General features: G+C 57.5%; 12 protein-coding genes. 5 read left to right on the top strand and 7 right to left on the bottom strand.

Going from position 1 to position 13,986, the window contains the following annotated elements:
- Positions 1 to 21: 21 nt before the first annotated feature.
- The 5 genes from PAT9B_RS20450 to PAT9B_RS20430 all read right to left on the bottom strand — a co-directional run bounded on the left by PAT9B_RS20450 (position 22) and on the right by PAT9B_RS20430 (position 4,778).
- On the bottom strand, positions 22 to 1,332 hold the full coding sequence (locus tag PAT9B_RS20450) for an MFS transporter (RefSeq protein ID WP_013511170.1): 1,311 nt from the start codon (positions 1,330 to 1,332) through the stop codon (positions 22 to 24).
- Positions 1,333 to 1,412: 80 nt separating this feature from the next.
- On the bottom strand, positions 1,413 to 2,051 hold the full coding sequence (locus PAT9B_RS20445; RefSeq protein WP_013511169.1) for an N-carbamoylsarcosine amidohydrolase: 639 nt from the start codon (positions 2,049 to 2,051) through the stop codon (positions 1,413 to 1,415).
- Positions 2,052 to 2,062: 11 nt separating this feature from the next.
- Positions 2,063 to 2,815 (bottom strand): Asp/Glu racemase, encoded by a 753-nt coding sequence (locus PAT9B_RS20440; RefSeq protein WP_013511168.1) that lies wholly within the window; start codon positions 2,813 to 2,815, stop codon positions 2,063 to 2,065.
- On the bottom strand, positions 2,812 to 3,633 hold the full coding sequence (locus tag PAT9B_RS20435; RefSeq protein WP_013511167.1) for an alpha/beta fold hydrolase: 822 nt from the start codon (positions 3,631 to 3,633) through the stop codon (positions 2,812 to 2,814). The genes PAT9B_RS20440 and PAT9B_RS20435 overlap by 4 nt, the downstream gene beginning before the upstream one ends.
- Complete coding sequence (locus PAT9B_RS20430; protein WP_013511166.1) at positions 3,633 to 4,778, bottom strand: FAD-dependent monooxygenase; 1,146 nt, start codon at positions 4,776 to 4,778, stop codon at positions 3,633 to 3,635. The genes PAT9B_RS20435 and PAT9B_RS20430 overlap by 1 nt, the downstream gene beginning before the upstream one ends.
- A gap of 313 nt (positions 4,779 to 5,091) precedes the next feature.
- On the opposite strand from PAT9B_RS20430, the gene PAT9B_RS20425 reads away from it, so the two are divergent.
- The 5 genes from PAT9B_RS20425 to PAT9B_RS20405 all read left to right on the top strand — a co-directional run bounded on the left by PAT9B_RS20425 (position 5,092) and on the right by PAT9B_RS20405 (position 11,804).
- Positions 5,092 to 6,144, top strand: a complete 1,053-nt coding sequence (locus PAT9B_RS20425; RefSeq protein ID WP_013511165.1) for a 2,5-dihydroxypyridine 5,6-dioxygenase — start codon at positions 5,092 to 5,094, stop codon at positions 6,142 to 6,144.
- A gap of 77 nt (positions 6,145 to 6,221) precedes the next feature.
- Positions 6,222 to 6,683 carry a MarR family winged helix-turn-helix transcriptional regulator gene (locus PAT9B_RS20420; protein WP_013511164.1) on the top strand — a complete coding sequence of 154 codons (462 nt, stop codon included), beginning with the start codon at positions 6,222 to 6,224 and terminating at the stop codon, positions 6,681 to 6,683.
- A gap of 44 nt (positions 6,684 to 6,727) precedes the next feature.
- Positions 6,728 to 7,255: a (2Fe-2S)-binding protein gene (locus PAT9B_RS20415; protein ID WP_369700790.1), complete on the top strand. Its 528-nt coding sequence runs from the start codon at positions 6,728 to 6,730 to the stop codon at positions 7,253 to 7,255.
- Complete coding sequence (locus tag PAT9B_RS20410; RefSeq protein WP_013511162.1) at positions 7,252 to 10,818, top strand: molybdopterin cofactor-binding domain-containing protein; 3,567 nt, start codon at positions 7,252 to 7,254, stop codon at positions 10,816 to 10,818. Before PAT9B_RS20415 ends, PAT9B_RS20410 begins: the two co-directional genes overlap by 4 nt.
- A 14-nt stretch (positions 10,819 to 10,832) precedes the next feature.
- Complete coding sequence (locus PAT9B_RS20405) at positions 10,833 to 11,804, top strand: XdhC family protein (RefSeq protein WP_013511161.1); 972 nt, start codon at positions 10,833 to 10,835, stop codon at positions 11,802 to 11,804.
- Here PAT9B_RS20405 and PAT9B_RS20400 read toward each other — a convergent pair.
- Positions 11,788 to 12,360, bottom strand: a complete 573-nt coding sequence (locus PAT9B_RS20400) for an NTP transferase domain-containing protein (protein ID WP_150105831.1) — start codon at positions 12,358 to 12,360, stop codon at positions 11,788 to 11,790. The two genes, PAT9B_RS20405 and PAT9B_RS20400, sit on opposite strands and share 17 nt — an antisense overlap.
- Before the next feature lie 55 nt (positions 12,361 to 12,415).
- Positions 12,416 to 13,792: an aldehyde dehydrogenase family protein gene (locus PAT9B_RS20395; RefSeq protein WP_013511159.1), complete on the bottom strand. Its 1,377-nt coding sequence runs from the start codon at positions 13,790 to 13,792 to the stop codon at positions 12,416 to 12,418.
- Positions 13,793 to 13,986 lie beyond the last annotated feature (194 nt).

The raw sequence follows: 13,986 nt of genomic DNA, 5'->3' as shown, positions 1-13,986 counted from the left end.
CGCGCGGATTTTAGGAGGGGATTAACGGTTAACCAGTTTGGCCGGTAACGCGATTACCAGCAGGCAGCTCAACAGCAAACAAACCGCAAAGAACCACAGCGCGCCATTACCGCTCCCGGTGAGATCGAGGGCAATCCCCATGACCGAGTTACTGACCAGCCCGGCGATATTGGCGATGGAGCAGGCCAACGCGAAGCCTGCGGCGGCGGCCGTGCCTTTCAGAAACGTCGCTGGCAGGCTGAAGAACACGGGTACCGCGCCGATGATCATCGCCTGAGCAATCGAGAACAGCAGCACCGTCATCATCACGTTATGTGAGAAAAAGGTGCTGGCTCCCATCGCCGCTGCGCCAATGATAAACGGCACGATAATATGCCAGCGCCGTTCACGCGTCCGGTCCGAGCTGCTGCCAATCGCCAGCATACCAATCAACGCCGCCAGGCTGGGGATAGCCGTCAGATAACCAATGGTACTGATATCGGTAGTACCGGCGTTTTTAATAAAGGTCGGCATCCAGAAGCCCATGGCGTAGGCGCTGAGCAGAATGGAAAAGTCGATGCCGCCAAGCATCACCACACGGATATTCAGCAGACCATCGCGCAGACGATGCTTCACCCCTTTCGCCTCGCCTTCATCTCTATCGAGGTCGTTTTGCACCGCTTGCTTTTCTTCCTCACTCAGCCAGTTGGCGCTTTCTACGCTGTTTGGCAGCAACCAGAAGGTCATCACGCCCAGCAGCACACTTGGGATACCCTCCAGCAGGAATAACCACTGCCAGCCACGCATGCCGTAAACCTCATGGAAGTGGCCCATGATCCAACCGGAAAGTGGCCCACCAATCAAGCTGGAGAGCGGCAGGCCAATCATAAACAACGCGATGATGCGGCTACGACGCCACGAGGGGAACCATTTGGTGAGATAAAACAAGACACCCGGCAGAAACCCGGCTTCCGCCGCGCCGAGTAAGAAACGAATGATGTAGAACTGCATTGGCGTTTGCACCAGCAAAGTGGCGGTGGACAGCAAACCCCAGGTAATCATGATACGGGCAATCCAGATCTTCGCGCCGACGCGTTGCAGAATCAGGTTGCTCGGCACCTCAAACAAAATGTAGCCAACAAAAAACAGCCCGGCACCGAGACCAAACGCGGTCTCGCTCAGCGACAGATCGCTGGCCATTTGCAGCTTCGCCAGACCGATGTTGATACGGTCCAGATAGGCTGCCAGATAACATAAACAGAGAAAAGGAATCAGTTTCCAGGTGATTTTGCGGTAAATCGCGGCAGTGTCCTCGGCTGCCAGCACAGCAGGACGGGTAGTAGCAACAGTCATGATTTTCTCCGGGCGCAATGTCGTGTTGTTATGTGTTTCGCTTAAGTTTCTGCGCACTCCGTGCAGGTGAATAAGCGCCCTTAACGGGCGCTGAACTGTCCGAGATACTCCAGCGTGGTGGCTTTGGACACCACATCGCCGTACTTACTGTCGATATCAAACAGGTTGGCTTCATGCGGCGCGGCGTGACGATCGCCGACGCATTCGCGCACCACCATCGCACGGAAGCCATACTGCAATGCGTCCACGGCGCTGGCGCGCACACAGCCGCTGGTGGAACACCCGGCGATGATCAGGGTGTCGATTCCCTCCGTCACCAGCAGCGATGCCAGTGCGGTGCCAAAAAAAGCGCTGGCATATTGCTTGGTGATCACCACCTCGTCTGGCAGTGGCAACACGCCAGGGCAGAATGCCGCCAGCGGATTACCCTCCACCATGTCGCGCATCACCGGCGCTTTCTGTACCCAGATGCCACCATCCCGCTGATGCTGTGGGTGATAACGGATCTGGGTGTGGATCACCGGGATGCCGCAACGGCGCGCGGTCGCCAGCAAGGCTTCCGCCTCCTGTACCGCCTCCACTACACCCGGTGCAAACAGCGGGGCACCGGGCGTGGTATAGCCTTGCAGAAAATCAATCATCAGCAGGGCCGGACGCTTGCCAAAACCGATGCGGTTACCCCAGACACCGGCATAGTTATCACTGGCGCTTTGAGTCATCAGCTTGCTCCTTACCAGGCACCGGACAGCAACGCACCGGCACCGGGCACTACTGGCTCCAGTTCCAGCGCTTTCAACAGCGCATAGGTGGTAGCGATCGCCGCAGTGATCACCGGTTTACCGGTTTGCGCTTCCACTTTGGCGACGGCCGGCAGCGAAGGCATTTGCACACAGGCCGACAGCACCACCACATCGACATCATCCAGCGGCATATCGGCGACAATACCCGGCAAATTGGCAGGATCATGACGAGCGACCGCGAGATTATCGGCAATCTCCAGGGCACGCCACACTTTCACCTCAATCCCTTCACGCCGGATATAATCCACCACCAGCTCGGTGAGCGGTTTCATATAGGGCGCGACCAGAGCGATCTTTTTCGCTCCCATGATATGCAACGCATCCACCAGCGCCCCAGCACTGGTGATCACCGGTGCCAGCGCATCATTTTCTCGTGTGACCGCGGTAAGACGCGCCTGTGACTGACGGTGATAACCCGGCCCCATCGCCATGATCGCCACCAGGCAGGCATAACCCAGCACATCGACTTTGGCGTCCGACAGCTCCAGCGCGCAGCGGTCCGATTCCTTATCCATCGCCGCCAGCTCATCTTTATTGACGTGTTTCATGCGCATACGGCTGGAGTGAAAGGTAAAGCGCTCCGGGCGGATCAACTGACGCGCCTGTAACATGGCGGGAATTTCAGTTTCCATCGTAATGTTGGAACTCGGCACAATCTGGCCGATACGGTATTGGCGGGTCATGGCTGGGTCTCCGGTTGCAGGGTGGTGCCGAGGAAAGTACCAAAGGCAGCAAAAAAGCCGGAGAAGTCATCCCAGGGGATCATATGACCGGCGTTTTCGACATGGGCGATGTCAATCGCGGGCAGCAGTTCACGAATTTCCGCCTCATCCTCCGCCAGAATCACCCCGCCTTTGCCCGCGACCATCAGCAGGGTTTTGGCCGGTAACTGGCGAAAATATTGATGGATATCGAGCTGATGAAAATCGTCGTAGGCACGACGGATCGCCGGTTCATAGCAGGTATGTAACCACTCGGCGCGCAACTGGCGTTGTTCTTCGGTCCAGCTCGGGCAATATTTTTTCATTGCTTCCGCATCCATGCCCTGCTCTGCCTCGCGGATCGAATCCTGATACCACGGCCACTGACCCGGGTAGAGACGACGACCCGGTCCCGAGACCGGAGGATCAATCAGCGACAACGACAGTACGCCTTCCGGCTGTTTTACCGCCGCACGCATGATAAAACGCGCCCCCATTGAATGGCCGACCAGGTGGTAGTGCGTCAGGCCCAGTGCTTGAGCGAAGGCGTTAATATCGTCGGCACAGCTTTCAGTGCCGTAATCCAGCCCCTCACCGCTGCTGGATAAACCACGCCCACGCACATCCAGCACCCAGGTATCAAACTGCTGACCAAACACTTCCGCGACAAAACCCCAGGTTATCGCCGGACTGGTGATGCCAGGCACCAGAATCAGAGTCGGGCCTTTACCGCCGTAGCGCAGATAATGCTGACGAATGCCATTTGCCTGTACCTGACCGCCGCTGACAAACGTGCTCATTACGCCCCCTCGCTTTTCAGCGGTGCGGCGAAGACATCGTAGCCGTATACCCAGGCGGGATCTTCCTGCGTGCGCAGGAACGTGTTGGCGTTCGAAACCGACTGCACGCGCGAGGCACGCTCTTTGCGGTTGACTTCATACAAGCGGAAGGCGGTGCTGTAGTCATCCAGACCCGTTTCTGTCAGGCAACGTGCCAGCATGGCGGCATCTTCAATCGCCATTGCGGCACCCTGAGCCATATGCGGTTTCATTGGATGGCAGGCATCGCCGAGCAACACAATGCGCCCTTCACTCCACACCGGCAGCGGCTGGCGATTGAGCAACGGCCACTTGGTGACGTTCTCGCTACATTCAATCAGCGCCTGTACCACCGGATGATAATGACCGAAGGTTTCCAGCATCTCCTGCTGGCTGCTGTCGACAAAGCTGCCTTTAAAATCCCACGCCGGATGCGGCACGCCGGAGACATAGTAATATTCGTCGCGTGATTTGGTGGTGTAGTACACCATCAGATGACGATCTTCCGACCACCATTTCACACAATCTTCGAAATTGAGGTTGTACTTACGCAGTTGTTCGCCACGGATCAATGCACGATGCGCCACCCAACCGCTGTAGGTTGGCGCTTCTGCGCCCAGCAGGTGTTCACGTAGTTTCGAGTTGATACCATCGGCACCGATCACGATATCGGCGCGTTCTTCGCTCCCATCCTGGAAACGCAGCACCACATCGCTGCCGCTGTCTTCAACGCTGCTCAGGCATTTACCAAAGTGGACCGAACCCGGCTCCAGGCTGGTCATCTGCATCGCCTGCAAATCGCCACGATGAACCGTGACGTAAGCGGCACCGTACTCTTTGCGCGCAAACTCCCCCAGCGGAATACGCGAGAGGTATTCACCGGTTTCGCCATCGCGACTGAACCAGAAATCCGGGTGTGAGGCCAGATCTTCCAGCTGTTGTTCGATCCCCATGCGTCGAAACACCTTCAGGACGTTCGGTCCCATATGGATGCCCGCACCGAGGCGCGAAAACGCCGGACTCTGTTCGTAAACCTGCACATTGAAACCCGCTTTCTGTAACAACGAGCCCGCAGCCAGGCCACCCAGACCTGCGCCAACGATCGCAATGCGTTTCATATTGCTCATATTTTCCTCTCAAAACTTACGCCAATTGGAAGGTACACCTGCGGCATTGGTTTTTGACCCCACCCAAATTATCTAGTGTGTACGCTATAATTATTGGCGTTATTTTTTTGTGAATTGCAATGGTTATTGTGGTGAAAACTGCATGTCATGATGTTAATCACAGCATTGATGCTGCGTTAAATAGGCTTTTCTTATGACAAAAAGAAATGCTTGCACTCTTCTTCGCAACACGTCTATAACAAATATATCTAGCGTATTCGCTATAAAAAGATGAAGTTTTAGCCAACAACATCGAACCCGAGAGGAACCCACAATGGCCGTTAACCAGAGTCAGTTAGGACAGATGTTTGAGCAGGTATTACGTCTGTCGAAAGTCGATGCCACGCAGAGCGTTGCCATTCTGAAAAGTCACTATTCTGATGCACGCACCGTGCAGGCAGCGACCGATGCTGCACTACGATTGGGCGCGAAGGTGTATTGCGTGGAACTGCCAGCGTTTAATCATCCCACCGCGATGGGCAACGATATGACCGCCTACTGCGGCGATACTGCGTTAACCGGCAACATTGCCGCGCAACGGGCGCTAGAAGCGGCTGACCTGATTGTCGACACCATGATGTTGCTGCACTCACCGGAGCAGGAGCAGATCCTGAAAACCGGTACCCGCATCCTGCTGGCGGTTGAACCACCGGAAGTGTTGGCACGAATGTTGCCAACGGAAGAGGACAAGTCACGCGTGCTGGCCGCTGCTGCGGTGCTGGAGAAGGCGCGCATGATGACGGTGAAATCACAGGCAGGCAGCGATTTTCGCGCCCCGCTGGGACAATACCCGACAGTGACCGAATACGGTTATGCCGATGAACCGGGCCGCTGGGACCACTGGCCGAGCGGTTTCCTGTTTACCTGGCCGAATGAAGATCAGGCGGAAGGCGTGCTGGTACTGGAGGTGGGTGACATCCTGCTGCCGTTTAAATCCTATGCCCGTGAACGCATCACGCTGGAAATCGAGAAAGGCTTTGTCACCAAGATCCACGGTGGCTTCGAAGCGGAATATCTGCGTGATTACATGGGGTATTTCAACGATCCGGAAGTGTATGGCATTTCACATATTGGCTGGGGTTTACAGCCACGCGCGCAGTGGACAGCCATGGGCCTGCATGACAAAAACGACGGCATGTGTATGGATGCACGCGCGTTTTACGGCAACTTCCTGTTCTCCACCGGCCCGAATACCGAAGTGGGCGGCAAACGTAAAACGCCATGCCACATGGATATCGCGCTGCGCCGTTGTGACATCAAGGTTGATGATCTGCTGGTGGTCGCCGAGGGCGAAGTGGTGGCACCCGAAGCCTCACGCGCACGCTAATCTTGCGCAGGGAGCGGCTGTCAGCGCAGTGACAATGCATTACACTGCCTGGCAGTATCCGGGAAAAGGACCTTTTTATGTCACACGACCACACTTCCTCCGCGGAAGACAATTACGACTACACCCAACAGGTTGGCCATCTGCTGCGCAAGGTTTATCAGCGCCATGTGGCGATTTTTCAGCAACATGTGGGTGATTCACAGATCACGGCGGTGCAATTTATTACCCTCTGTGCGCTGCGGGACCACGGTCCCAGCGCGCAGAACGATTTGGTGCGTTACACCGCTGTCGATCAGGCCACCATCCGCGGCGTGGTTGAACGTTTGAAGGCGCGCGATCTGGTCAGTCTTGGCCCTGATCCGACCGACAAACGCAAAGTGATTGTGATGCTGACAGCGTCAGGACAGGCGCTGATTCAGCACACCACCGACAACGCAGTGCGCATTACTGAAATGACGTATGGGCAGCTAAATCCAGCCGAACGAGTCGCACTGGTTTATCTGCTCAGGAAAATGCTGGACGACACGAGCCAGTCATAATCCGGGGCGAGTGAGCCGCCTCGGTAAGGCGGTCAATAATGAAAATGATGGCACAACAGTCTGCCACGACAGTTTCACCTGCAGGTTTACGCTGTTATTCATTGAAGGTTAATGGCGAAGAGAAAGAAGTCACCAGTTACCGCGATACCTCGTTATTGCTGGTGCTGCGTAATGAATTATCCCTCAACGGCCCGAAGTATGGCTGTGGTCTGGGCGAGTGCGGTGCCTGTACCGTAATGATTGATGGCGTTGCCGCACGCGCCTGCGTGATCCCGGCGTATGGCGTGCGCCAGCGCGCGATCACCACGCTGGAAGGCTTAGGCCAGCGGGATGCACTGCATCCGGTGCAGCAGGCGTTTATTGAAGAACAGGCTGCGCAATGCGGCTATTGTCTCAATGGCATGATCATGACCACCGCCGCGCTACTGCGCGATATTCCCTGCCCCAGCGATCAGCAAATTCGTTCCGCCCTGAGCGGCAATCTGTGCCGTTGTGGCACCCATCAGGAGATCCTCTGTGCAGTAAAACGCGCGGTACAGCTCTGCCTGCAACAGGCGGAGGCAGCACAATGAGTCACTCCGCTGTACCCACCCAGCAACAGCTGCTGGCGGCTGACGATGTGTTGTTGATTGTCGATGAAATCCAGCCACCACCCGGTCTGGTGCCCAAGGGCCAGACACCGACCCTCAAACCCAAAGAACTGGCGTTATTTATCGCCATCGATGGCAAGGGCAAAGTCTGGGCGTTTAACGGCCATGTTGATTTGGGCACCGGGGTGAAAACCTCGCTGACGCAAATCGTTGCTGAAGAACTCAATCTGCGTATGGACCAGGTACAGATGGTACTCGGCGATACGTTACGCGTACCCAATCAGGGCGCGACCATCGCCAGCGCCACCTTACAGATTTCCGCTGTCCCACTGCGTAAAGCCGCCGCTGAAGCACGCCGCTGGCTGACGCAACAGGCGGCAGCACGTTTACAGGTAACAGAAGCAGAGCTATCACTGGATGCCGGAGAATTCCACCTCGCCGATGGCACCCGCCTGAGTTTTGCTGAACTGGTTAGCGGCCAGCGCAGCCAGTTACGTATTTCTGACGATGCCCCACTGAAACCCGCCAGCGAATACCGCTTAGTGGGCACCAGTTCACAACGCGTCGATATTCCGGGCAAAGCCACCGGTGAGCTGACCTGGGTGCACGATATGCGCCTGCCCGGCATGCTACATGGCCGTGTCATCCGCCCACCCTACGCCGGTTATGACACCGGACAATTTGTTGGCACGTCACTGCTCAGCATCGATGAAAGCTCGATTGCCCATCTGGATGGCATCATCAAAGTGGTACAAATCGCGGATTTTGTTGGCGTGGTGGCCGAACGCGAGGATCAGGCCATCGCCGCGATGGAAACCCTGAAAATACGCTGGAAGCCCTGGGAGCATATGCTGCCGGATATGCGCGATGTGGAAAAAGCCATTCGTGATAACCCGCGGACTTCGCGTGTGGTACATGACACCGGCGAGGTGGATGCCGCACTGGCTAACGTCGCACAACGCTTTACCCGCAATTACGTCTGGCCATATCAGCTACACGGCTCTATCGGCCCCTCCTGTGCTGTCGCCGCCTATGATGCGGTGGGATTGCAGGTGTGGAGCGGCACGCAGAACCCGCACCTGCTGCGCGCCGATCTCGCCTGGTTATTCGAGATCCCGGAAAGCGATATTGAGGTGAATCGCATGGAAGCGGCGGGGTGTTATGGCCGCAACTGTGCCGATGATGTCGCTGCCGATGCCGCGCTGCTGTCTCGTGCCGTGGGTCAGCCGGTGCGTGTTCAGCTGACGCGTGCACAGGAGCATGTCTGGGAACCGAAAGGCACCGCACAGCTGATGGATGTGGACGGCGGTCTCGATGCGGCGGGTAACCCGCAGGTATACGATTTCACCACCTCCTACCCTTCCAACGGTGCGCCAACCCTGGCGTTGCTGTTGACCGGGCGCGTCGATCCGGTTGCACTGGCCTACGAGATGGGCGATCGCACCTCGATTCCACCCTACGACTTTCCGCATATGCGCGTCACCATTGAAGATATGGCCCCGATTGTGCGCGCCTCGTGGATGCGCGGTGTTTCGGCGTTGCCCAACACCTTCGCTCACGAATCCTATATGGATGAACTGGCACACGCGGCAGGCGTTGACCCGGTGGAGTACCGGCTGCGTTATATCCAGGATGAGCGCGCGGCGGAGCTGATCCGTTCCACTGCCGATCGCGCAGGCTGGACGCCACGCACCGAACCGCAGCAAAACAGCAGCGAACCCGGCGTGTTGCGTGGCCGTGGCTTTGCCTATGCGCGCTATATCCACAGTAAATTCCCCGGATTTGGTGCCGCCTGGGCCGCCTGGGTTGCCGATGTGGCGATTGATAAACAAAGCGGTGAAATTGCCGTTACGCGTATTACCGTTGGCCACGATGCGGGCATGATGGTCAATCCTGCCGGGGTCAAACACCAGATCCACGGTAACGTGATTCAGTCCACCAGCCGGGTGTTGAAAGAACAGGTGACGATCGAGAGCAACCTGATCGCCAGCCAGGAATGGGGCAGCTATCCGATCCTCACCTTCCCGGAGGTGCCGGACATCGATGTCATGATGATGCCGCGCCCGTATGAGCCACCGCTTGGCGCGGGGGAATCCGCTTCGGTACCCAGTGCTGCGGCTATCGCCAATGCGGTGTTTGATGCCACCGGCATCCGCTTTCGCGAGTTGCCCATCACCTCGGATAAGCTGCGCCAGGCGCTGAACGGACCGGACCCACAGCCCGAACCGCAACTGCCTGCGCCCGTGCGCAAGAAAACCACCCGCCGCCGCAAATGGGCGTTTGGTGGTGCCGCAGGGCTACTGGGCGCAGCCATCGGCATCGCCACCAACGCTCTGCCGTGGCGTGCGGCTATCGCGCCGGTAACGCCACCAGCGGCAGGTAGCTGGTCGCTGGAGATGCTGGAGCGTGGTCGTCAGGTGGCAGCCGCCGGGGATTGTGCGGTGTGCCACACCACTGAAGGTGGTGCCACCAACGCCGGAGGGCTGAAGATGGACACGCCCTTTGGCACGCTTTACACCACCAACATCACCCCGGATAAAAAAACCGGCATTGGTAACTGGTCGTTTAACGCTTTTGATCGCGCCATGCGCCAGGGCATCAGCCGTGACGGACATCATCTCTACCCGGCGTTTCCCTATACCTCCTTTCGCCAGTTGAGTGAAGGCGATATGCAGGCGTTATATGCATATCTGATGTCACAACCGGCCGTAGAGCAGGCCCCTCCCGCTAATCAGATGCGCTTTCCGTTTAATATGCGCTTCCTGATGGCGGGCTGGAATACGCTCTATCTGCGTACCGGCGAATACCAGGACGATGCCACGAAAAGTGCCGAATGGAATCGCGGGGCGTATCTGGTGAATGGCGCGGGTCACTGCGGTGCCTGCCATTCCCCACGCAATCTGATGGGGGCGGAAAAAGGCGGTGATCAGTTCCTCGCTGGCGGCTGGGTCGATGGCTGGGAAGCCCCGCCACTCAACCAACTCAGTAAATCGCCGCAGCCCTGGACAGCGGCATCGCTCTATAACTACCTGCGCAATGGCTATGACGACAAACATGGTGTGGCCGCCGGGCCAATGGCGCCGGTGGTGAGCCATCTGGCGACGCTGCCGGAAGCGGATGTGCGCGCGATGGCGAGTTATCTGGCGGATATCAATGGCCAGACACCTGCACCCGTGGCGTCTCCCACGGTGAAACCGGCCTGGAACACCGCCGCCGGAGAACGTCTGTTTAAGGGTGCATGCCAGGCATGTCATAGCGCCAGCGAAGGGGGGCCGAAGTTGTTTGGCGTCAGCCCCGCCATGGCGAACAGCAGCAGCCTGACCAGCGCCACGCCGGATAACCTGTTGCAGGTGGTGTTACACGGGATCGATAAACCCGCCACCGATGAGCTGGGGTATATGCCAGGCTTCGCCGCCAGTCTGTCCGATAAGCAGGTCGCCGACATTGCCGCGTATCTGCGCCAGCGTTACGCCCCGAACGAACCCGCCTGGGCTGATTTAACGGAAAAAGTGGCGCAGGTACGCGCGAACCCCAGCAGTCACTGACGTGGAGGAAAGGTATGCTGTCACTCGATCAACGTGTGATTGACCAGGGATTGCTGTGGCTGCAACAGGGCAAAGTGATCTGGCTATGCACCGTGCTGCATAGCTGGGGATCAGCGCCACGTTCGCCTGGGGCCATGCTGGTGGCAGACGCTGAAGGCCACTGGAGCGGATCGCTTTCCGGCGGCTGTATCGAGGAAGATTTCCTCGCACGCGTCCAGCAAGGCGCGTACCCCCACGTTAGCGAGCGGGTGCGTTATGGCGCGGAAGGCTTAACGCCACCGGTCCAGCTCCCTTGTGGCGGGGTGTTGGATGTGCTGGTGGAACGTCTTGAGCCACAGGAGCGTTCTCTGGCGCTGCTGGGTGCGATGCAGGAGGCACTCAGTGGCGGTCCGTTACTGACGCGCTACATCACCCTTGGCTGCGATCATGAGTGGCAGCCGCTGGCGACGGGCGCTCCCCTGCCCCTGCTCAGGTATGACGATGACAGCGCAGTGCTGCCTGTAGGCGCGGTAACCACGGTACTGATCGCCGGTTACTCCGCCGTTGCCAGTGATTGCATCCGTCTGGCGTTGATGCTCGGTTTTCGCGTGGTGGTGTGTGAACATCGTGATGCTGAATTCGAGCAGTTACAGGCGGCAAGCGGAACGAGCGAAAATCTGCATTGCGTTCAGCAGCACCCGGCGCGCTATCTGGAGCAATCGGGGGCGTCGGCGGGGACAGCGATCCTTTGCCTGACGCATGATCCCCGTGTCGATGATTTAACGCTGATGGAAGCCGTGCATACGCCAGCGTTTTACATTGGCGCGATGGGATCGGCGAAGAACAGCCAGAAACGTCTGCAACGTCTGGCTGAACTGGGAGGATTATCAGAACAGGCGCTGGCGCGCATTCATGCGCCGGTCGGTCTGCCGATCGGCAGTAAAACGCCCGGTGAGATTGCACTGGCAACGCTGGCAGATATCGTGCGCGTCAGGAATGGTTTGTAGGTTCTGGCAGATCTGCATCGCGAATCACCCCGGCATGCGCGCTGATTGTGAGCAGGATCGTCGGATCCAGCAGCATGCGTGCGCCGTTATCCCCGCTAAGTTCACTCAACGCCTGACCATAACCTGCAGCAAATCCCACCGGATGCCCCGGCTGCTGGTCCCAGCATAGCCGTACCTGTTGAGCACCGGCGGCCAGTGCCTGCGCGACATACTGATGATCCTGCGCGGTCACCCATGCCATATCACCTGGTTGAATCAGCCAGCCTGCCCAATTTCTGGTCTGGCGTATGCCAGCAGCGATACTCTCACCGCTGCCGCTGCTGGCAACCGTGATCGCGGGAATCTGGCATTGTTGTGCAAGATCGAGGACCGCATGATATTCGGGACGGGTAACCACCAGCACCGGCAAACCAGAGTCCTGCGCCTGGCGCAGGGTTAAGGCCAGCAGGGGTTGTTGATTCTGCTGCGGTGCCAGCAGTTTGTTGCCCTGCCCTCCGGCGCGGTTAAAACGCAACCCCAGTCCGGCGGCAAGGATGATAATTCCGGGAGTGTTCATCTGTGGATCGATCATGACTGAGTTGGGGCGCGTAGTATCGCGCGCCCCGCCCGGATTAGCGACGATTTTTCCACACCGTCTGGACGTTGCAGAATTCGTAGACGCCAAAGCTGGACAGCTCGCGACCATAGCCGCTTTTCTTCACGCCGCCAATGGCGACACGGGGATCTGATGCGCCATTGCCATTGATAAATACCGCGCCCGTTTCCAGTTGCTGCGCCAGTTCATTCGCCAGCGCCTCGTTGCCACTCCAGATCGTGGCACTCAGACCAAACTCGCTGTTGTTTGCCAGTTCCAGCGCATGTTGTGCATCGCGGGCCACAGTGATGGCGGCCACGGGTCCAAAGATCTCCTGCTGGAATGCGGTCATCTCAGGTGTAACATCGGCGAGGATGGTTGGCGCATAGTAGTTACCCGGGCCTTCGATTTTGTGCGCTCCTGTTACCACTCGGGCACCTTCGGCAATGCTTTGCTGGACTTGGCGATCCAGTTCGTCTCGCAGGTCATAGCGGGCCATAGGGCCGATGTAGGTTGTCTCTTCCAGAGGGTCGCCAATATTCAGTGCCTGTACCGCTGCGCTAAAACGCGCCTCAAAGGCCTCAGCGACACTTTCTTCGATAATAAAGCGTTTGGCTGCCATACAGACCTGTCCGGTGTTCTGATAGCGTCCTGTGACCGCTGAGGCCACTGCTGCATCCAGGTCTGCATCCGCAAGTACGATAAAAGGATCGGCACCGCCCAGTTCCAGCACGGTTTTCTTCAGCACCGCCCCGGCTTGTGCTGCGATGGCTCCACCTGCGCGCACGCTGCCAGTCACGGCGACCGCAGCAATACGCGGATCTTTGATGGCGATGGAAACACCGTCGTTATCCACGTTAATGACCGTGAATGCCCCTTTGGGCAAATCAGTGGCATCGAACAAGCTGGTGATCAGGTTGGCACAGCCCATCACGCTGGGTGCATGTTTCAACAGGTAGGTGTTGCCTGCCAGCAACATGCTGACTGCGCCACGCAGTACCTGCCAGTACGGGAAGTTCCATGGCATCACAGCGAGGATCACACCCAGTGGACGAAATGCCTGCCATGCCTGCTGATTTTCCACCAGCGTGGGTTTATCTGCCAGCATCGCCGGACCATGTTCAGCATACCAGTCACACAGGTTGGAACATTTCAAAACCTCAGCACGTGCCTGAGCGATAGGTTTACCCATTTCCAGGGTTGCCATAGCAGCCAGTTCATCCTGACGTTGGCGGATCTGCTCTGCCAACTGGCGCAGGACTTGGACTCGCTGCACCATGCTGGTCATGCGCCATTCGCTAAAGGCCTGTGCGCTTTGCTGTAATGAAATTTCCAGTTCAGCTGCATTCTGTAGCGGCCAGCTTGCAAGGATTTCACCGTTGGTAGGATTGCGTGAGATTACATTGTCAGTCATAAGTGCCTTCATCGTAAGTTTGTCGGGTCAATGAGGAGCACCTTACGCTTCAGCAGGAGTGATGAAAAATGAATATTAATGAGCAAGTTCTTCTCAGGAAATGAATATGCCGTTGTGCAGCTTGCGATCCGCTAATGTTTGGCTCTCGCATCTTTGCCAACGGCTTCGTTATCCGCAAACATGCGATGGATCTG

It is taken from the genome of Pantoea sp. At-9b, from assembly GCF_000175935.2.
Lineage (GTDB): Bacteria > Pseudomonadota > Gammaproteobacteria > Enterobacterales > Enterobacteriaceae > Pantoea.
This window is presented reverse-complemented; position numbering and strand designations above follow the sequence as displayed.

What these genes read in the sequence shown, in the direction of transcription:
- PAT9B_RS20410 (WP_013511162.1), top strand. Translation starts at nt 7,252, where the DNA reads ATGAGTCACTCCGCTGTACCCACCCAGCAACAGCTGCTGGCGGCTGAC.
- PAT9B_RS20445 (WP_013511169.1), bottom strand. Translation starts at nt 2,051, where the DNA reads ATGACTCAAAGCGCCAGTGATAACTATGCCGGTGTCTGGGGTAACCGC.
- PAT9B_RS20395 (WP_013511159.1), bottom strand. Translation starts at nt 13,792, where the DNA reads ATGACTGACAATGTAATCTCACGCAATCCTACCAACGGTGAAATCCTT.
- PAT9B_RS20430 (WP_013511166.1), bottom strand. Translation starts at nt 4,778, where the DNA reads ATGAGCAATATGAAACGCATTGCGATCGTTGGCGCAGGTCTGGGTGGC.
- PAT9B_RS20415 (WP_369700790.1), top strand. Translation starts at nt 6,728, where the DNA reads ATGATGGCACAACAGTCTGCCACGACAGTTTCACCTGCAGGTTTACGC.
- PAT9B_RS20450 (WP_013511170.1), bottom strand. Translation starts at nt 1,332, where the DNA reads ATGACTGTTGCTACTACCCGTCCTGCTGTGCTGGCAGCCGAGGACACT.
- PAT9B_RS20440 (WP_013511168.1), bottom strand. Translation starts at nt 2,815, where the DNA reads ATGACCCGCCAATACCGTATCGGCCAGATTGTGCCGAGTTCCAACATT.
- PAT9B_RS20405 (WP_013511161.1), top strand. Translation starts at nt 10,833, where the DNA reads ATGCTGTCACTCGATCAACGTGTGATTGACCAGGGATTGCTGTGGCTG.
- PAT9B_RS20420 (WP_013511164.1), top strand. Translation starts at nt 6,222, where the DNA reads ATGTCACACGACCACACTTCCTCCGCGGAAGACAATTACGACTACACC.
- PAT9B_RS20425 (WP_013511165.1), top strand. Translation starts at nt 5,092, where the DNA reads ATGGCCGTTAACCAGAGTCAGTTAGGACAGATGTTTGAGCAGGTATTA.
- PAT9B_RS20400 (WP_150105831.1), bottom strand. Translation starts at nt 12,360, where the DNA reads ATGAACACTCCCGGAATTATCATCCTTGCCGCCGGACTGGGGTTGCGT.
- PAT9B_RS20435 (WP_013511167.1), bottom strand. Translation starts at nt 3,633, where the DNA reads ATGAGCACGTTTGTCAGCGGCGGTCAGGTACAGGCAAATGGCATTCGT.